We start from the raw sequence: 19,934 nt of genomic DNA, 5'->3' as shown, positions 1-19,934 counted from the left end.
CGTGTAGACCGTAAGGCATGCGCGCCAATGTCCTTTCCATCGCTCCCGGCCTGCCCTTCCTGAGGACCCTGGCCGAGGCGGTGCTGGACGGCCGGGTGCTGCGCGGCACGCGTTCCGCGCAGGATCCGCTGGCGCTGGCCGGCATCACCCTCTTCGTGCCATCACGCCGCGCCGCCCGCAGCCTCGGCGCGGAATTCGCCCGCGCGCTCGGCGGCAAGGCGGCCATCCTCCCCGCCATTCGGCTGATCGGCGACGACGACGACGACGACGCCACGCTGTTTGCCGCGCCCGATGCCGCGGGGCTCGTCCCGGTGATGTCGCCGCTCGAGCGGCGCATGCTGATCGCCCGCTTCGTCCGGCAGTGGAAGGCCGGCCTCAACGCCAGTGCGCTGGAGCTTCTCGCCGGCGAAGCCGTCGTCCTGCCGGCGTCCGCCGCCGACGCCCTGTGGCTCGCCGGGGATCTCGCGACGCTCCTCGACGAGACGGTGAACGAGGCCGCGACGCTGTCGGCCCTCGTGACGCTTGCCCCCGACCGCCTCGCCGACTGGTGGCAGCTGACGCTGACCTTCCTCCGGATTCTCACCGAGAGCTGGCCAGCGGTGTTGGCAGAGCGCGGGGCGGTGGACGCCGCATCCGCGCGCAACGCCTTCCTCGAGCGCGAGGCCGGGCGCTATCGCAGTCTCGGCTCGGCCGGCCCCGTCATCGTCGCCGGCTCCACCGCGACGGCACCGGCGACCATCGCCCTGATGCGCGCGGTGGCGCAATTGGAAAACGGCGCGCTCGTGCTGCCGGGTCTTGACCGGCATCTGGAGCCGCGCGGCTTCGACGCCATCGACATCGCCCGGTCGCCCGGCCGCTCGGGCACCGCCCCCGGCCATCCGCAGTTCGGGCTGAAGAAGATTCTTGCCGGGCTCCTCGTCCCGCGCGAAAACGTCGAGCACATCGCGCCGCCGGAAAACTCGGCCGCCGATCTGCGCGACGCCTTCGTCGCCGACGCGCTGCGCCCGGCCGAGACGACCGACGCCTGGGGCGAGGCGGACGGAGCCGCACCGCGTCATCCGCCGGCGGCGCTGGACGGGCTGGCGCTCGTCGAGGCGGTCGACGAGCGCGAGGAGGCGCTCGCCATCGCCATCGCCATGCGCGACGCGCTGTCGGCACCGGACACGACGGTGGCGCTGACGACGCCGGACCGCAGCCTTGCCCGCCGCGTCGTCGCCGAGTTGAAGCGCTTCGGCATCGAGGCCAATGACTCCGCCGGACGCCCGCTCGCCGCCACGGCACCGGGAACGCTCCTGACTCTTGCCGTCGAGGCGGCGCTGTCGCCGGGCGACCCGATCGCCCTCGTCGGCCTGTTGAAGCACCCGCTGCTGCGGCTCGGCCTCCTGCCGGGCGAGGCGCGCCGCGCCGCGCGCGCGATCGAGACCATCGGCCTGCGCGGTACCGTCGGCATCGCCGACGCCGCGCGCCTCGCGGCGATCTTCGCCGAGGCGCGCGCGGCGGCGGAGGACGCCGCGACGCGGGCTCCTCCCCGGCCCGTGCGGCTGGTGCCGGCGGCCGACCGCGACCTCGCCGTCACGCTCTCCGCCCGGCTGGAGGCAGCCCTCCTGCCGCTGACCGGATTGCGGTCTTCCCCACCCGCGACCATCGACGTTTTCGCCCGCGCGGTGACGGAGGTGCTGGAAGCCCTCGCTGCCGATCCCGGCGGCGACGCCTCGGAGCTCTACCGCGAGGAGGCAGGTGCCGCGCTCGCGACCTTCCTTGCCGGCCTCGTCGCCTGCCCGGACACCGGCTTTGCCTTCGCGCCCTCCGAACTCTCCGACGTGATGACGGCGCTGATGGCGGGCGAGACGGTGCGGCCGCGCGGCGGCCTGTCGGCGCGCGCCTTCGTCTGGGGAACGCTGGAGGCGCGGCTGCAGCATGTCGACACCATGGTGCTCGGCGGCCTCAACGAGGGCACCTGGCCGGCGCGGGCTGGCAGCGACGCTTTTCTGTCGCGGCTGATGCGCGCGGAGATCGCGCTCGATCCGCCGGAGCGCCGCATCGGCCTTGCCGCCCATGATTTCACCCAGGCGCTCGGCGCAAGACGCGTGGTGATGACCCGCTCGCAGCGCGCCGGCGGCGCCCCCGCGATCGCCTCGCGCTGGCTGCAGCGGCTGCTGACGCTGGCGGGGGAGACGGGCGCTTCGCGGCTGCGGGCGGAGGGTGCCGCCTTCCTTGCCCATGCCCGCCGCCTCGACCTTCTGCCGGAGGTGCCGCGCAGCCCGCGCCCGGCGCCAGTGCCGCCGCTCGCCGACCGGCCGAACCGCTATTCCGTCACCGAGGTTGAGACCCTCATCCGCGACCCCTACGCGATCCATGCGAGAAAGATCCTGCGGCTGGAGCCGATGCCGGCGCTGATGCGCGATCCCGGCGCTGCCGACCGCGGCAATCTCTACCACGCCGTCCTCGCCGGCTTCGTCACCTGCGGCATCGACCCCGCCGACCCCGCGGCCGAGGAAAAGCTGCTGACGCTCGCGCGGGAAAAATTCGATGCCGAGCAGCTGCCGGCCGAGGTCGAGGCGATCTGGTGGCCGCGCATGGAGACGCTGGCGAAGAACTATGTCGACTGGGAGCGCGCGCGCGGGACGCGCGTTATCCGGCGTTTCGAGGAGGCGCGGGGCTCGTGGCGCTTCGCTGACCTCGACACCGAGCTGTCCGGCTATGCCGACCGCATCGACGTGATGGAGGACGGCTCGGTCGAGATCATCGACTTCAAGACCGGCACCAGCCCCTCGGTGAAGCAGGCGCGCACGCTTCTGGCACCTCAGCTGCCGCTGGAGGGGGCGATGGTGCGTCTCGGCGCCTTCGCGGCGACGAAGGGACCGGTCGTCTCGGTCTCCGACCTTCTCTATGTCAGGCTGCGCGAGCGCGAACTCTATGACGAGACGCTGACCCATGTCGACAAGAAGTCCGGCGCCGAGACCACGGGCGACAGCCTGTCGGACGCGGCGCTGGCCAAATTCCGGCAGCTGATCGCGGCCTACCGCGATCCCGGCCAGCCCTTCGTCTCGCGGCCGCGCCCCTTCCTCGCCGGCGACTATTCCGGCGCCTACGACCATCTGGCGCGGGCGCGCGAATGGTCGGTCGGCGTCGACAGCGGCGAGGAGACGGAATGACCGGGTTTCAGGTCTCCGAGCGCACCCTTCAGGCGCAGCGCGGCGCGTCCGACCCGGCAAGCTCGGTCTTCGTCGCCGCCAATGCCGGCTCCGGCAAGACGCATGTCCTCACCGAACGCGTCGTGCGCCTGCTGCTCGCCAAGGCGCCGCCCTCGAAGATCCTCTGCCTCACCTATACCAAGGCCGCCGCCGCCGAGATGGCGAACCGCGTGTTCAAGCGCCTCTCCACCTGGGCGACCGCGCCGCGCGCCGTGCTGGAAGCCGAACTGACCCGGCTGACCGGCCGCAAGCCCTCGGACGCGGACATCGCCGACGCGCGAAAACTCTTCGCCGAGGCGCTGGAGACCCCCGGCGGGCTGAAGATCCAGACGATCCACGCGTTCTGCGAGGCCATCCTCCACCAGTTTCCGCTGGAGGCGAACGTCCCCGGCCATTTCGAGGTGATGGACGGCACCACGACGGCGCTGCTGCTTGCCGAGGCGCGGCGCCTGCTTATCACGGGATCGGGCAGCATCGATCGGCCCCGCGAGGAACGCGCCGCGCTCGCCGAGGCTTTCGCGGCCGCTTTGTCGGTCGGCGGCGAGTTCGGCCTGGATCAGTTGATCGGCGAGATCGTGTCCAAGCGCGACGCGCTCCGCCGCCACGTCACCGAGGCGGGCGGGCTCGATCCGGCGGTCGCGCTGCTGCGCCGGGCGCTGGGGCTTGCCGACGGCGAGACGGTGGAGACGATCCTTGCTGCCGTCTCGCCCCTTCCCGGTTTCGACGATGCTTTCCGCGCGCGCCTCGCGCCACTGGCGACCGCCAGTTCCAAGGCGACGGACCAGAAGCTCGCGCAGCGCCTCGCCGCGATCGAGGCAGCGCAGGAGCCCGGGGCCCTGCTCGAGGTGCTGAAGTCGCTCTGCCTGACGCAGAAGGGCGAGCCCTTCAAGCCGTCGAGTGTGGCGACCAAGGCGGTGGCGGACAAGTTCCCCGACTTCGCCGAGCGTCTGGACGCGGCTGTCGCCCACATCCAGACGATCGAGGGCCGGATGACGACGCTGCGCCTCGCCGAGGCAAGCGCTGCCGCCCTCGTCATCGCCGACCGGCTGGAGGAGGATTATGCGAGCCTGAAGCGCCGGCGTGGCAAGCTCGATTTCGAGGACCTGATCGTCAGGACTGCCGACCTCCTGTCGCGTTCCTCGGCTGCCGACTGGGTCCACTACAAGCTCGACCAGGGCATCGACCACGTCCTCATCGACGAGGCACAGGACACGAGCCCGCGGCAGTGGCAGGTGATGCGCTCGCTGGTCGAGGAGTTCTTCACCGGTGCCGCCGCCCGCAATGTCGCGCGCACGGTGTTTGCCGTCGGCGACGAAAAGCAGTCGATCTATTCCTTCCAGGGCGCCTCGCCGGCGATGTTCTCGGCCGAACGGCGGCGGCTCGGCCAGCGCGCCGGCGAGGCGCGGCAGGCCTTTGCCGAGCTTCGCCTGCACCAGTCGTTTCGCTCGGCGCGCGACGTGCTGGACGCCGTCGACCGCGTCTTCGCCGATCCCGCGAACCGCCAGGGCCTGTCCTTCGACGACATCGCGCCGACGCATGAGTCCGCGCGCGGCGAGGAGCCGGGGCTCGTCGAGGTCTGGCCCGTCGTGCAGGCGCTGCCGCGGGCCGAGCCCGAGGACTGGCTGACGCCGCTCGACGTCGAGCCAGAAGCCTCGCCCGCCAACCGGCTCGCCCGGCGCATCGCATCCCAGATCGGCGCGTGGATCGGCAATCCCATCACGGTGAAGGGCGTAACGCGGGCGATCACCGCCGGCGACGTGCTGATCCTCGTGCGCAAACGTTCGAGCTTCGTCGAGGCCATGGGCAAGGCGCTGCGCGACCAGAAGATCCCTGTCGCCGGCGCCGACCGGCTGGTCATCACCGACCACATCGCCGTGCAGGACCTGATGGCGCTCGGGCGCACCGTCGCCAATGTCGAGGACGAGCTGTCGCTGGCCGCCGTGTTGAAGAGCCCGCTCTTCGGCTTTTCCGATGACGACCTGATGGCGCTCGCGCTGTCGCGTGACGGCGGCGGCGAGCCGCTCTACCTGGCGCTGCGCCGACTGGCGGGGCCGGAAGGTCTCGCGCTTTTGCCGGATTTCGTGCCGGACGCCTCGGCGGCGGGGCTGATTGCCCGCGCGCAGTCCGCCTTCGCCCGGCTGGAGGAGCTGCGCGACCGCGCCGGCTTCGAGAGCGTCTTCGGCTTCTACGCCCGGCTGCTCGGCCCGGAGGGCGGACGGGCACAGCTCGCGGCCCGGCTCGGGCGCGACAGCGGCGAGGTGATCGATGCCTTCCTCGACCTCGCACTCGCCGAGGAAGAGGCCGGCCAGCCCGGGCTCGACGCCTTTCTCGCCGACCTCGCGGCCGCGCCCCCCGAGATCAAGCGCGAGATGGAGCATGGCAAGGAGGAGGTGCGGATCATGACCGTCCACGCTTCCAAGGGCCTCGAGGCGCCGGTCGTTTTCCTCGTCGATCCCGGTTCGGCGCCCTTCAGCCATGCCCACGGCGCCCGGCTGATGGCCTGGCACGATATGCCGGGCCTTGCCCCCGGCCAAGCACCGGGCTTCCTGTGGCGCGCCGACAAGAGTCTGGAGAACGGCGCCATCGCCGCGCTGAAGGAGGAGGAAAAACGCCTGGCCGGCGAGGAATACCGGCGGCTGCTCTATGTCGGCATGACCCGCGCCGCCGACCGGCTGGTGATCTGCGGTACATCCGGGACCCGCGGCCCGCACGAGGAGAGCTGGCTGCAGCGCGTCGAGGCGACGCTGCGCCCTGATGCCATGGAAATCGCGGACGCGGACGGCAACGTCGTCGGCTGGCGCACGGGCTCGCTCGGCGCCGGTTCGCCAGGCACCAGTTCGCCAGGTACGGGCACGCCGGCTTCGCACGATAAGCCCGCCACCGCCGCCCTTTCGCCGGAAGCTGTCCTGCGGCCCGTCGACCTGTCGATCCTGCCGCCCGAAGTGCTGGCGCTGCGGCCGTTGTCGCCGTCCTCGGCAGGGGAGGCCCACCGGATCGAGGCGGAGGACGGCCCAGCGCCCGAAGCGCCCGCCACGGGTTTCGTCTCGCCGGTTCTGGCCGGTTCCGGCAACCCGTCCCTCGCCATCCGCCGGGGCCTTGCCATCCACCGCCTGCTGCAGGTGCTGCCCGATCTTGGCGCCGAGGAGCGGGCGGCGGCGGCCGAGCGCTATCTCGCCAGCGCGGCCGCGGACATGCCGCCGGCCGTCCGGGCGCAGGCGCTGGACAGCGTCCTCGCGGTCCTCGGCGATCCCGAATTCTCCCCGATCTTTGCCGGGGGAAGCCGGGCGGAGGTCGCCGTCACCGGCACGCTGACGCTCGGCGGGCAGGCCTATTCCGTCACCGGCACGATCGACCGGCTGGCGGTGTCGGACGACGCGGTGCGCATCATCGACTTCAAGACCAACCGTCCCGCGCCCGAAAACCTCGACGCCGTGCCGCCGGCCTATGTGCTGCAGCTGGCGCTCTACCGCGCCCTCCTTCAGCCCCTCTATCCCGACCGGGAGGTGCGCGCTGGTCTGCTCTTCACCGAGGCGCCCGTTCTCATCGACGTTCCGCCTGATGTTCTCGATGCGGCCCTGGAGCGGCGGTCGACTGTCGCCGAAAAGCGAACACCCCGTGAACCGAACCCGCACGCCGCTTGATTTCGCAGGCGCACACTTCTAGCTATCACACGAGCCAACATCGAGGAGCCCTCCATGGCCACGACCAAGATCGACAGCAGCAACTTCAAGTCCCACGTTCTGGACGCGGCCAATCCGGTGGTCGTCGACTTCTGGGCGGAGTGGTGCGGCCCGTGCAAGATGATCGGTCCGAGCCTGGAGGAGATCTCCGAAGAGATGGACGGCGTCGACATCGTCAAGGTGAACATCGACGAGAATCCCGATATCGCCGCGCAGTTCGGCGTGCGCTCGATCCCGACGCTGATGCTGTTCAAGAATGGCGAGCCCGCCTCCGTCCAGGTCGGCGCGGCCGCGAAGTCGAAGCTCGTCGACTGGATCAAGAACGCAGCAGCGTAGTACGCATCCGGCGCGTTCGCGAAGCGTCGATATAGCGACCTGTTTCACGTGAATCAGCCCGGGCCCGGCGCCCGGGCTTTTTGTTGCCCTCAGCTCAGTCCCGGTTGCCGGGCCCTCGACCGAGGGACGCGAGCCCGGCCAGTATCAGCCCACTTTCTTGGCCTCGTCGGCGATGTGCTGGCGGATGATGTCGGCGAAATCGCTGTCGGCGGTAAAGCCGAACTCCGTTGCCCGCGCCGGATCGAAATCGCGCGCCCAGCCGGCGACGATGCCCTGGATGGTCGCGTCCGGCACCTTCTTCACCCGGTCGGCCACCGCGTCGCCGGCGACGTCGCGCAGCGTCGCAACCATTTCGGCGACGGTGATCGAGAGGCCCGGCATGGTCAGCGAGCGGCGGGCGCCGAGCTCGGACGTGTCCATCTGGGCGGCGTGCATCAGGAAGCCGACGGCCGAGGCCGGGCTCGTCATCCAGTGGCGCACGTCGTCGCCGACGGGAAGGATCGCCTCCTGGCCGGCCAGCGGCTCGCGGATGATGCCCGAGAAGAAGGACGAGGCCGCCTTGTTCGGCTTGCCGGGCCTGACCACGATGGTCGGCAGGCGGATGCCGACGCCGTCGACGAAGCCCTTGCGCGAGTAGTCGGCGAGCAACAGTTCGCAGATCGCCTTCTGCGTGCCGTAGCTGGTCAGCGGCGCCATCAGGAAGGTGTCGGAGATCTTGTCCTCGAAAGGAGCGCCGAAGACGGCGATCGACGAGGTGAAGACGAGCCGCGGCAGGTAGCCGTCACCATGGGCGCGGATCGCCTCGAGGAGGTACTTCATGCCGTCGAGGTTGATGCGGTAGCCCTTGTCGAAATCGGCCTCCGCCTCGCCCGAGACGATCGCGGCGAGATGGAAGATGAGGTCGGGCTTCTCGGCCACGAGGCTGGCGACGGTGGCCTGGTCGGCGATGTCGCCGGCGCGGCGGTGGATGGCGATGCCTTGTGCGCCCTGGCCGGCGCTGGGCTCGACGACGTCGAAGAGGTCGAGCGTTGCGATCGTCCGTCCGGCGATCTGGCCCTCGGCGACGAGCCGGTCGACCAGGCGGTGGCCGACCATGCCGGCGGCTCCGAGAATGAGAATGCGCATGTTTCCTCCTTTGGGCGGACAGGCCTTCGCCGGGGATGGCCGTTGCGGCTGCCGATCATGGCCGGCGAGCCGCTGTCCGCGGTTCTAGTGCCGCCGGAGCGGCGGGTGGCGGGACTGGATCAGAGCGACCAGCCGCCGTCGATGAGCTGCAGCGTGCCTGTCGTGAAGGACGATTCGTCCGAGGCGAGATAGAGCGCGAGCATGGCGATCTCGTCGGGCCTGCCGAGCCGGCCCATCGGCTGGCGCGAGATGAACATCTCCTCCGCCTTGTCGCGTCCGCCGACCTGTTGCCCGAGCGTATCGATCCGCTGCTGCAGCGAGGGCGATTCGATCGTGCCGGGACAGATGGCGTTGCAGCGGATGCCGCGGCCGACGAAGTCGACGGCGATGGATTTGGTGAGCCCGAGCACGGCGGCCTTCGACGCGCCGTAGACATAGCGGTTGGGCGCGGCCTTCAGCGAGGAGGCGGCCGAGGCCATGTTGACGATGGAGCCGCCGCCGTTTTCCAGCATGCGCGGCAACAGGCCCCTGATCAGCCGGTGCATCGCCTTGACGTTGAGGTCGAAGGAAAACTCCCAGTCCTTCTCCTCGCAGTCGAGGATGGTGCCGTGATGGACGTAGCCGGCGCAGTTGAAGAGGATGTCCGGCGTCGGCAGTCCCGCCGCATAGGCCGCCACCGCCGGGCCGTCCGTGACGTCGAGCCCGGCCACATGGACCGTGCCGAAGTCGCCCAGTCCGGCGAGCTTTGCGGCGTCGAGATCGGAGGCGTGGACGGTCGCGCCCTCGGCGAGAAACACCTCCGCAACCCGTCGTCCGATGCCCTGCCCCGCCGCCGTGCAGACCGCGATCTTTCCCTCGAGCCGTCCCGCCATGCCGTCCTCCCCTTTCACCCCTGGAATGGCAGCGCTGCCACCCGTCTTTTCACCGACCTATACATCATACGCCCGGGGATGCCAGTTCCCGCCCGCAGCATGTGCTATGGCCCGGTCGGGAAGACGCGGCGGGCGCGCCGGGCGCTCTCCCGCGGGACGTGCGGTTCCGCCTCGACATATCCGCCGATCTCGCCGATCTTCGGCGCCGGGCGATCGGCTTTGCCGGGTCGATGCGGTCGGTGCGTGATCGATGAAGTGCTTCGTTCAAAGTCGCTCGGGCGGATCGCCGGCAACAGGGTGGAAACTGGACATGACACTGCCGCGCAATCATCCCCAGCGCCTGACGCTGAACGACGAAATCCATGCGCGTCCGCCCGAGGCCCTGGAGGCGCCGCTGCGCCTGTCCTTCCTGGCGTTGACCTCCGAGGCGGGCGGGCACGACCGCCAGAGCGCGGAGATCGCCGCGCTCGCCGCCCGTTTCGGCGCGGCGCCACCCCTGCCGGGCGCCAACCATTACAGCGCCGATCTCGGCGCGTTCCGGGTGAAGTGGGAGCGTCACACCGAGTTCAGCCGCTACACCTTCATGGCAAAGGACCTTGCTGGCGACGGCTTCGAGCACACCGCGATCGATCTCGTGCCGGCCGACTGGCGCGCCGCGCTGTCGGGCGAGATCATCGTCGCCGCGCATGTCGCCTTCCTGCCGGAGGCATCGGCGGCGCCCGATTTCGAGGCGCTGTCGGCCCGGCATTTCGGCGGCAACGTCTTGATCGGGGGCGGCGTCGGCGGCGGCGCCGCGCTGGCGGTGACCGATTTTCGCGTCCATGCGGACGGGTTCAGCCGGTTTATCGTCGAGGACCGGAGCCTCACCCCGCGTCAGGCCGGACGGATGATCCAGCGCCTTCTCGAAATCGACACCTACCGGATGATGGCACTCCTGGCGCTGCCGGTCGCCCGCGCGCTCGGCGGCGCGTTGACGGAATCCGAGCGCGAACTCGCCGCCATCGCCTCGGCGCTGGCCGGGCGCGGCGTCGCCGACGAAGCGGCGCTGCTCGACCGGCTGACGACGCTCGAAGCCGAGATCGAGAGCCGCCATACCGACACGCTGTTCCGCTTCGGCGCCTCGGCCGCCTACTATGCCCTCGTGCAGCGACGCATCGCCGAATTGCGCGAGACGCGCCTGCCCGGCCTGCAGACCGTGGAGGAGTTTCTCGAACGACGCCTGACGCCGGCGATGCAGACCTGCCAGGCGGTCGCCTCGCGCCAGGCCTCGCTGTCGCAGCGCGTCGCCCATGCCTCGCAACTCCTGTCGACGCGCGTCGAGATCGCCCGCCAGGGACAGAGCCAGGTGCTGCTCGAATCCATGGACCGCCGCGCGCGCCTGCAACTGCGCCTGCAGGAGACGGTCGAGGGCCTGTCGGTCGCCGCCGTCACCTATTACGTCGTCTCCCTCGTCGGTCATCTCGCCGAGGGACTGGAGGTCAGCGGCCTGCACCTGCAGCCGAAGCTGATCGAGGCGCTCGCCATCCCGGTGGTGGCGCTTCTGGCCTTTCTGGGCGTGCGCCGCATCCGCCGCTCCGTCGCCCGCGACGCCGAATAGCCCGGAACGAAGAACGCCAGACAAAGAGCGCAAGACGACAAGCGGCGGCGGGTCGCCCCGCCGAAGAATGCCAAACGAAGAACGGCGGCGGGTCGCCCCGCCGCCGCGCGTTTCGTTCGTTCGAGCCGTCCTGGACGGTCAGGTCTGCGCGGTCTCGAGAAAGGGCGACTTCAGTTCGCGCCGGAGGCCCATCAGCGTTCCCAGACAGAGCGCCAGCAGCAGGAAGGCGAAGGGAAAGCCGGTGGCGATCGCCGCCGCCTGCAGCGAGGCGAGCCCGCCGCCGAGCAGCAGCGCGATGGCGACGAGGCCTTCGAAGACGGCCCAGAACACCCGCTGCGGCACCGGCGAGTCGGTCTTGCCGCCGGCGGTGATGGTGTCGATCACCAGCGAGCCCGAATCCGACGACGTCACGAAGAAGACGATGACCAGCACGATGCCGATGACCGAGGTGATCGCCGACAGCGGCAGCTGGCCGAGCATGACGAAGAGCTGCAGCGGCAGGTCCGCATCGGCGACGCCGGTGAACCCGGCGATCGTCTCGAAGATCGCCGTCTCGCCGAACACCGACATCCAGACGATCGAGACGAGGGTCGGGACAATCAGGACGCAGGTGAGGAATTCCCGGATCGTCCGGCCGCGGGAGACGCGGGCGATGAACATGCCGACGAAGGGCGACCAGGACATCCACCAGGCCCAGTAGAAGGTCGTCCAGCCCGTGCGGAAATTGTCGTCGCTGCGCCCGAACGGGTTGGACAGCGGCACGATGTCGGCGAGATAGGCGACGGTGTTGTGGAAGATGCCCGACAGGATGGTCATGGTCGGGCCGACAAGGAAGACGAAGGCGAGCAGCAGGAAGGCGAGGCCCATATTGAGCTCCGACAGCCGGCGAACACCCGCGTCCAGCCCGGCCACGACCGAAAGCAGGGCGACGCCGGTGATGACGGCGATCAGGACGACGCGGCTGAGCGCCGTGTCCGGCAGGCCGAAGAGGTAGTTCAGTCCGGCGATCGCCTGCTCGGCGCCGAAGCCGAGCGAGGTGGCGAGGCCGAACAGCGTCGCGAACACGGCGAGCGTGTCGACGACATGCCCCGGCCAGCCCCAGACCCTGTCGCCCAGGATGGGATAGAAGGCCGAGCGGATGGTCAGCGGCAGGCCCCAGTTGTAGCTGAAGAAGGCCAGCGCCAGGCCGACGATGGCGTAGATCGCCCAGGGGTGCAGGCCCCAGTGAAAGATCGTCGCGGCCATGCCAAGCCGGCGCGCGGCCTCTGCGTCGCCGGGCGCGCCGGCGAGCGGCGCCCAGCTTTCGGGGCTTCCGGCGATGTCGGCCATCGAGCTGGCATAATGCGACATCGGCTCGGAGACGCCGTAGAACATCAGGCCGATGCCCATGCCCGCGGCAAACAGCATCGAGAGCCAGGAAACATAGCTGTATTCGGGCGTGGCAAGCTTGCCGCCGAGTCGGATCTTGCCGAAGGGGCTGACGATCAGGAACAGGCAGAACAGCACGAAGACGTTAGCCGCCAGCATGAAGAACCAGTCGAACTGCGCCGTCAGCGCCGGCCGCAGCCAGCCGAAGAACTCCTCCGACAGGCCGGGCATCAACAGCGTCGCGGCGACGAAAACGATGACCACCGCGGCCGAGATACCGAAGACCGGGTTGTGGAAATCGAGCCCGAACTTTTGAACATTGTCCTGGCCGACTTCGTAGTCGGAGATGGATGGGTCGGGGGCCGCTAGGGGGTCATCTGTCAAAACGTCGGGATCTTTCCATTCGTGGATCTGCTGGATCCGGTTGGTGTCAGGCTGTTCGCCGTCTGCGCACGAAAAGCACATCGGCTTTTCCGCAGCGGGGAAACTGGCCTCTGCGGGGAACGCCACTGCCGACGACAAAACTTGGCCGGCAGCACGGCCCGATCGTCACACGGGGTGTCGTGCTGCGCCGCCGATATCGGCAGGAAGCTTAGCGGAGTCACAATCTTGTGCGGAAGATACCGCAATTCAGCCGCAATGGCCAATGTCGGCGGAACGACCCCATGTGCGGGATGCAAGTGGGCTTGCGGTTTCGGCAGCGCCGGCTAGGTAAAGGCAACCCTTCCACAAGCAGGATCGTCGTCATGAAAACCCGCCCGCTCGGCCGCACCGGCCTGAACGTCAGCGAAATCTGCCTGGGATCGATGACCTGGGGCAGCCAGAACAGCGAGGCGGAGGGCCACGCGCAGATGGACTACGCCCTCGACCAGGGCGTCAATTTCATCGACACCGCCGAGGCCTATCCGACGACGCCCATGGTGAAGGAGACCATGGGGCGCACGGAGGAGATCATCGGCAGCTGGCTGAAGGCCTCCGGCAAGCGCGATGCCGTCATCCTTGCGACGAAGATCGCCGGCCAGGGCAACGACAAGATCCGCGACGGCGGTCCGATCACCGCGGCCGGTATCCGCATCGCCGTCGAGGACAGCCTGCAGCGCCTCGCCACCGACCGGATCGACCTCTACCAGCTGCACTGGCCAAATCGCGGCTCCTACCATTTCCGCAAGACCTGGACCTACGATCCGAGCGGCCAGGATCCGGCGGGAGAGCGGGAGAACATGGCCGAGGTGCTGGAAGCGCTCGGCGCGCTCGTGAAGGAGGGCAAGCTCCTGCATGTCGGCCTGTCCAACGAGACGGTCTGGGGAACGGCGCAGTTCCTCGCCATCGCCGAGAAGGCCGGCCTGCCCCGCATCGCCTCGATCCAGAACGAATACAGCCTGATGCACCGCATCTTCGATCTCGACTGGGCCGAGCTTTCCCTGAACGAGGACGTCGGCCTCCTCGCCTATTCGCCGCTCGCCGCAGGCCTTCTCACCGGCAAGTACGGCGGCGGCGCGATCCCCGAGGGCTCGCGCGGCAGCATCAACAAGGGCCTTGGCGGACGCCACACCGACAGTGCGGTTTCCGTCGCCGATGCCTATGCGGACGTGGCCCGCCGGCACGCCCTTCAGCCGAACCAGATGGCGCTCGCCTTCTGCCTCACCCGGCCGTTCATGACCTCGGTGATCATCGGCGCGACCACGATGGAACAGCTCGTCAGCGATATTGCGGCCGCCGAGGTGACCCTCGACGAGGCGGTGATGGACGACATCGCGGCAGTCCATCGCCGGTACCCGATCCCGATGTAGGGCAGGGCCGGGCCGGGGCGCCGCTCGTCCAATCCGGGCGTCCGGCGATTTCCGTCGACCGTCATGGCGCCGGCATGCCTCACCCCTCAAGAATGGGGGTGACGAATTAGCCGCCAATTAAGGTTCCGGGGTCATCGTGCGGGCGATCGGGGCATCGTGATGAACAGACCACTGGCTTCACTCGTCGCCCTTCTGGGGCTCGACTTCAGCGACCGAAACCTCGCGATGGCGCAGGCGGTGGCGCTGCAACGCCAGATCCCGCTGATGTACGCCCTTCTCGTCGTCAACGCGGGGGCCCTTTCCTACACGCATCTGGCCTTCGCACCCTGGTGGCTGACCGTTGCGGTCCCTTCCGTCCTTCTGGTCGTTTGCGTCATTCGCGCCCTCACCTGGTTCCGCCAGCGCCACCAGACGATCGAGGCCGATGCCGCCGTCTTCCAGCTGCAGCGGACGGTGATGCTCGCAGCGGTGATCTCGATCGCCTTCGTCTCCTGGGCACTGGCGCTCGACAGCTACGGAGGCCCCCTCGAACGGGGCCATGTCGCCCTGTTCATCGCCATCACGGTCATCGGCTGCATCTTCTGCCTCATGCCGCTGCCGCAAGCGGCCCTCATCGTCACCGCGACCGTCACGGTTCCCTATCTCATCCACTATCTCGCCGAGGGAGACACCGTCTTCCTCGCCATTGCGCTCGACATCGCATTGGTCACCGCGGTGATGATCAAGGTTCTCCTCAACAGTTTCTCGGGTTTCGCCCAGCTCATCCATTCCAGGGCCGATCTCGCCTCGAAGCAGGCCGAGGCCGAACGGCTGAGCGAGGAGAATGCCCGTCTCGCCCATACCGACAGCCTGACCGGCCTGCCCAACCGGCGGCATTTCTTCGCGCTGATCGATACGCTGATCGAGACCTCGCGGGAGACCGGCGGTCGCTTTGCCCTCGGCACGCTCGATCTCGACCGGTTCAAGCCGGTGAACGACACCTATGGCCATGTGGCGGGCGATCGCATCCTTTCAGCCGTGGGCGAGAGGCTCACGGCCGCCTGCGGCCCCGATGTCACCGTGTCGCGCCTCGGCGGCGACGAATTCGGCTTCACGGTGATCGGCGATCTGGCCCGGGCGCAGTCCGTCGGCCAGCATCTCTGCGACATCCTCGGCGAGCCCTTCGATCTGGACGAATGTCGGATCAAGCTCGGCTGCTCCGGGGGAATGGCCATGTTTCCCGAGGCGGGCTTGACCCGCCAGGCACTGTTCGACCGCTGCGACTACGCGCTCTACTACGCCAAATCGAAGCATCCCGGCCGCGCCATGCTGTTCTCGCTCGAACACGAGACGAAGATCCGGTCGGACAGGGAGATCGAGGCGGTGCTTCTGGCGGCCGACTTCGCGGCCGAGATGGAGATCCACTTCCAGCCGATCGTCGATTCGGCGACGCGCATCCCCGTCGCCGTCGAGGCCCTCGCCCGCTGGACGAGCCCGGTCCTCGGGCGCGTCCCGCCCGACCAGTTCATCGCCGTCGCCGAGCGTCTCGGCTGCATCCACCGGCTGACGCTGACGCTGTTCGGCAAGGCGCTGGCCAAGGTCAGCCAGCTGCCGCCGGAGATCGGCCTGTCGTTCAACCTCTCGGCGCGCGACATCACCTCGCCGGAGACGGTCCTGTCCCTCATCGCGAGCATCCGGCACAGCGGCATCGATCCCAAGCGCATCAGCCTGGAACTGACCGAGACGGCGGTGATGCGCGATTTCGACGCCGCGCGGCGGGCGATCGGCCTGCTGCAGGCGCTCGGCGTCTCCATCGCGCTCGACGACTTCGGCACCGGCTATTCCAGCCTCGGCTACCTGCATCGCCTGGCCTTCGACAAGGTCAAGCTCGACCGCAGCTTCATCGGCGATCTCGGCAGCCCCTCCGGTCGCAACATCGTCGGCGCGATGATCGCCCTTTGCGGAACGCTGAACCTCGAATGCATCGTCGAGGGCGTGGAGAACGAGGAGCAGCTGGCGCAGCTGCGCCTGCTCGGCTGCACGCTGGTGCAGGGATATCTCATGGGCCGCCCGATGCCGCTCGGCGAGCTCACCCCCTGGTTCGCCGCAGGTCCGCAAAGCGCCGATCGGCACCGCGCGGGCTGACACGGCTTTCGCCGCGCCGTCCGTCCCTCTTCAGGTGCCCTCGCCGGCCGCCTCCCGCCGCCGCAGCTCGAGCTCTTCGCTGTAGCGCCGCAAGGTGTGGCTCTCGGTGAGAAGGCCGACGACGCTCTTCGCCTGGAGAGTGTCGACGACCGCCAGCGCCTCGCTTTCGGACCGGTCGAAGAGGGCGGCGGCCTCGCGCGCGCTCATCTGCGGCAGGAGCACGGCATCCTGGAAGCGCAGCAGCCCCTCGATCGTCGCGTCGAGGTCGACGATCACGGCGGAGTAGGCATCGGGAACGAGGACCATGCCGAGGTAGGCGCCCGCCGCATCGGTGACGACGACGCGCTGGGTCGAGCCGAGTGGAAAGTCGCGCTGGAAGGTGCGCAGCGTCGTCGAGATCGTCGTCGTGCGCACGTCGCGCCGCATCATCCGGCCGACCGTCAGGTTGCGGATCCAGCCGACGTCGTGGGCGCTGCGGATGCTCTCGCCGCGAAGGTGGAAGCGCCAGGTGGCGAAGGAATAGCCGAAGGTCTTGCGCACCGTCAGCGAGGCGGCGACCACGGCAACGAGCACGAGCGCCGTGATCGGAAAGTCACCGGTCACCTCGAGCGCGAGGAAGGTCATGGTCAACGGACCGCCGATGATCGACACCGCCAGCGAGCTCATGCCGACGATGGCGTAGACGACCGGCGTCAGCGACGCGCCCGTGAAGATCATCGGACTGAAGATGGCAAAGAGCTTGCCGAGGAGTGCGCCGAGAAACAGCGAGGCGAAGAACAATCCGCCGCGAAAGCCGCTGCCGATCGATACCGCAGACGCCAGCGCCTTCAGGGCGAGGAGCAGGACGAGGCTCGACGCCGCCATCGGAAGGTCGAGCTGGAGATGCAGCGCCCCGTGCCCGGACGACAGCACCTGCGGCGTCACGAGGGCGAGGAGCGCCAGGACGCAGCCGCCGAGGATCGGGCGCAGCGGGACCGGCACGCGGCTGCGCCTGACGCCGGCCTCGATCATCGTCACCCCTTGCATGATCAGGATGCCAAGCCCGGCCGCGAGGATGGCGAGCACCATCGCGGGGAGATAGTCGGCATTGCCGACCGGTCCGGGCGTCCCGATGTCGATGAGCAGCGTGTTGCCGACGAGAAGCCGCGTGACGAAGGCGCCGCCGAGGGCCGCGACGACGACGGGGGCGAGCGTCGCGATCGAATAGGCGCCGATGATCAGCTCGAAGGCGTAGAAGGCGCCGGTCAGGGGCGCGTTGAAGGCGGCCGCGATCGCCGCCGCGGCGCCGCAGCCGACGAGCGTCCTCAGATCGCCGCGGCGCATCTCGAAGGCGACGCCGATGCGCGAGGCGATTCCGGCGGAGATCTGCGTATAGGCCGCCTCCAGACCGACGGAGGCGCCGAAACCGTTCGAAATGAGGTTCTGGATCACCACGGTGATGCTGTCGCGGATCGACATCCGCCCGCCATGCAGGGCATTGGCCTCGATCGGATCGACCATGGGCCGTGTCTTGCGGCGCGACAGGAAATAGAGATGGAGTCCGAGGACCCCACCGCCGGCGATGGGCACGAGGACCAGCCAGGGTGAGGAGAGCCTGTCGAGGCCGCTGACATGCTCGCCATCCGACAGGTTGAACAGCACGGTGTGCAGGAGTTGCGCGGCCGCACCCATCGCGATAACGAGGAGGCCGGACAGGACGCCGACGACGCCGGCCACCAGCACGAGACCGATCTCGTTGCCGCGAACGAGCGCCCGAAAACGGCTCGGCGCCTGGACGATGGCCACGTCGGCGGTGGCGGGCGGCGGCGGCGTAGTGTGATCCATCAGGGCACGTTCATCCGGTCTGAGGGGCGACTGCGGCCCCTGAAGCAGCCGGGCGGGCTGCTACGGAGTTTCTCTGCACGATGCCTGCTGCTTTGTCAGCGCCGTTGCGTTACGAGCGGGACCATTTCAAGGAATCACGCATGACACTGCAGCAGATGATGGCCTTCGGGATCGTCGCCATCATGGTGGGCGCCTTTATCTGGGGTCGTTGGCGCTACGACGTGGTGGCGGCCAGCGCGCTGCTGGCGGCGCTCGCCTGCGGCATCGTGCGTCCGGAGAACGCCTTTTCCGGATTCTCCGACGACATCGTCATCATCGTCGCCAGCGCCCTCGTCGTCAGCTCGGCGATCTCGCGCTCGGGCATCATGGAAGTCGCGCTGCAGCGTTTCGCGCCGGATATCTCCGCGCCGCGGACCCAGCTTCTCGTGCTCGTGACGATCGTCACCCTTCTATCGGCCTTCGTGAAGAACATCGGCGCGCTCGCCATCATGATCCCGATCGCCTTCCAGATGGCCAAGCGCTCGGGCGTCACGCCCTCGATGTTCCTGATGCCGATGGCGTTCGGCTCGCTCCTCGGCGGCCTGATGACGCAGATCGGGACGTCGCCGAACATCATCGTCTCGCGGCTGCGCGGCGAGATCACCGGCACGCCCTTCACCATGTTCGACTTCACGCCCGTCGGCGCAATCCTCGCCCTTGTCGGCGTGATCTTCCTGGCGCTGTTCTACTGGCTGCTGCCGACGCGCGTGGCGGCCGGCGGCGCGATGGACGCGGCGATCGACATCAAGAACTACATGACCGAGGCGACGGTGACCGCACAATCCTCCTCGGTCGGCAAGACGGTGGCGGACCTGCGCAAGCTCGGCGGCGGCGGCGCCACGGTGACGGCGATCCTCAGCCCCTCGGGCCAGCGCCGGACGCCTCTTCCCGACACCGTGCTGCAGGCCGACGACGTGCTCCTGATCGAGGGCGACCCCGACGCGCTGGACAAGCTTGTGGCGCAGGGCGTCCTGGCCATGGACGAGCGGCAATCGGCTGTGCGCGCCTCGGGCGATCTCGGTACGGTGGAGGCAATCGTCGGCCAGAACTCGGGCTTCATCGGCCGCAGCGCCCGCACCCTCGCCCTCTTCCACCGCAGCGGCCTGACGCTGCTCGCCGTCAGCCGGCGCGACAAGCGCTTCACCGAGCGGCTCAGCGAAATCGTCTTCGAAATGGGCGACGTCCTCGTGCTGCAGGGCGAGATCGACCGTCTGCCGGATCTCCTGCGCGCCTGGGACTGCCTGCCGCTGGCCGAGCGCAAGCTGCGGCTCGGCAATGTCCGCAAGGGAATCGTGCCGCTGATCATCCTCGGCGTGGCAATGGCGTCGACCGCCTCCGGGCTCGTGCCGATCGCCGCCGCCTTCTTCGCCGCGGCAGTCCTGATGGTGGTGGCGAAAGCCATTCCGACGCGCGAGGTCTACGGCGCCCTCGACGCCCCGATCCTCCTGATGCTGGCAGCGCTCATTCCCGTCAGCGACGCGCTGCGCACGACCGGCGGCACCGACCTCATCGCCGGCTGGCTGTCGATGGTCGCCCATTCCCTGCCCTCCTATGGCGCGCTCGCCCTGATCATGGTCGTGGCGATGGCCGTGACACCCTTCCTCAACAATGCCGCGACCGTGCTCGTGATGGCGCCGATCGCCGCGACCTTCGCCTCGCAGCTCGGCTACCGCCCGGACGCCTTCCTCATGGCGATCGCGATCGGCGCGGGTTGCGATTTCCTCACCCCCATCGGCCACCAGTGCAACACGCTGGTGATGGGACCCGGCGGCTACCGCTTTGCCGACTACTCCCGCCTCGGCCTGCCCCTGTCGATCCTCGTGGTTCTCGTCGCCGTCCCTGCGCTGATGCTGGTCTGGCCGATCCAGTAGGCGGAGAGTTCGGGTTGCCGGCGGAAGGTTTCGATCCGCCGAAGGCCTCGTGCGGCTTTACAGATGGGCACCGTCCTGATCTGGCAGGGAACTCCCCGACGAAACGAGCATCGG

The 19,934-nt window shown here is 69.0% G+C and carries 11 protein-coding genes; 7 read left to right on the top strand and 4 right to left on the bottom strand.

Features of this window, described 5'->3' with window-relative positions:
• Positions 1-17: 17 nt before the first annotated feature.
• Genes addB through trxA form a run of 3 tightly spaced genes read left to right on the top strand, consistent with a single transcriptional unit; the run spans position 18 to position 7,210 of the window.
• A complete protein-coding gene (addB, locus tag Sa4125_RS22850; protein ID WP_224002040.1) occupies positions 18-3,155 on the top strand; it encodes a double-strand break repair protein AddB in 3,138 nt (1,045 codons plus the stop codon).
• Positions 3,152-6,835, top strand: a complete 3,684-nt coding sequence (gene addA / locus Sa4125_RS22845) for a double-strand break repair helicase AddA (RefSeq protein WP_224002038.1) — start codon at positions 3,152-3,154, stop codon at positions 6,833-6,835. Before addB ends, addA begins: the two co-directional genes overlap by 4 nt.
• A gap of 54 nt (positions 6,836-6,889) precedes the next feature.
• Positions 6,890-7,210: a thioredoxin gene (trxA, locus tag Sa4125_RS22840; protein ID WP_224002035.1), complete on the top strand. Its 321-nt coding sequence runs from the start codon at positions 6,890-6,892 to the stop codon at positions 7,208-7,210.
• A gap of 144 nt (positions 7,211-7,354) precedes the next feature.
• Here the strand turns inward: trxA and denD are convergent, their stop codons facing one another.
• Positions 7,355-8,335, bottom strand: coding sequence for a D-erythronate dehydrogenase (gene denD, locus Sa4125_RS22835; protein WP_224002033.1), 981 nt, complete (start codon positions 8,333-8,335; stop codon positions 7,355-7,357).
• Positions 8,336-8,454: 119 nt separating this feature from the next.
• The gene (locus Sa4125_RS22830; RefSeq protein WP_224002031.1) at positions 8,455-9,207 is read right to left on the bottom strand and encodes an SDR family oxidoreductase; all 753 of its coding nucleotides are present in this window, start codon (positions 9,205-9,207) and stop codon (positions 8,455-8,457) included.
• Positions 9,208-9,517: 310 nt separating this feature from the next.
• On the opposite strand from Sa4125_RS22830, the gene Sa4125_RS22825 reads away from it, so the two are divergent.
• The gene (locus Sa4125_RS22825; RefSeq protein WP_224002028.1) at positions 9,518-10,804 is read left to right on the top strand and encodes a DUF3422 domain-containing protein; all 1,287 of its coding nucleotides are present in this window, start codon (positions 9,518-9,520) and stop codon (positions 10,802-10,804) included.
• A 138-nt stretch (positions 10,805-10,942) separates the two neighbouring features.
• Here Sa4125_RS22825 and Sa4125_RS22820 read toward each other — a convergent pair whose 3' ends face one another.
• Positions 10,943-12,556 carry a BCCT family transporter gene (locus tag Sa4125_RS22820; protein WP_224002026.1) on the bottom strand — a complete coding sequence of 538 codons (1,614 nt, stop codon included), beginning with the start codon at positions 12,554-12,556 and terminating at the stop codon, positions 10,943-10,945.
• 362 nt (positions 12,557-12,918) lie between these two features.
• On the opposite strand from Sa4125_RS22820, the gene Sa4125_RS22815 reads away from it, so the two are divergent.
• Both Sa4125_RS22815 and Sa4125_RS22810 read left to right on the top strand, forming a co-directional pair.
• Positions 12,919-13,962 (top strand): aldo/keto reductase, encoded by a 1,044-nt coding sequence (locus tag Sa4125_RS22815; protein ID WP_224002024.1) that lies wholly within the window; start codon positions 12,919-12,921, stop codon positions 13,960-13,962.
• Positions 13,963-14,121: 159 nt separating this feature from the next.
• On the top strand, positions 14,122-16,086 hold the full coding sequence (locus Sa4125_RS22810) for an EAL domain-containing protein (RefSeq protein WP_224002022.1): 1,965 nt from the start codon (positions 14,122-14,124) through the stop codon (positions 16,084-16,086).
• Positions 16,087-16,116: 30 nt separating this feature from the next.
• Here Sa4125_RS22810 and Sa4125_RS22805 read toward each other — a convergent pair whose 3' ends face one another.
• On the bottom strand, positions 16,117-17,910 hold the full coding sequence (locus Sa4125_RS22805) for a chloride channel protein (protein WP_224002020.1): 1,794 nt from the start codon (positions 17,908-17,910) through the stop codon (positions 16,117-16,119).
• 140 nt (positions 17,911-18,050) lie between these two features.
• Between Sa4125_RS22805 and Sa4125_RS22800 the strand changes: the two genes are divergently transcribed.
• A complete protein-coding gene (locus Sa4125_RS22800; RefSeq protein WP_224002018.1) occupies positions 18,051-19,820 on the top strand; it encodes an SLC13 family permease in 1,770 nt (589 codons plus the stop codon).
• Positions 19,821-19,934 lie beyond the last annotated feature (114 nt).

The organism is Aureimonas sp. SA4125 (genome assembly GCF_019973775.1).
Classification (GTDB): Bacteria; Pseudomonadota; Alphaproteobacteria; order Rhizobiales; family Rhizobiaceae; genus Plantimonas.
Note: the sequence above shows the minus strand (reverse complement) of the source record. Positions and strands in the feature narration are given on the sequence as shown.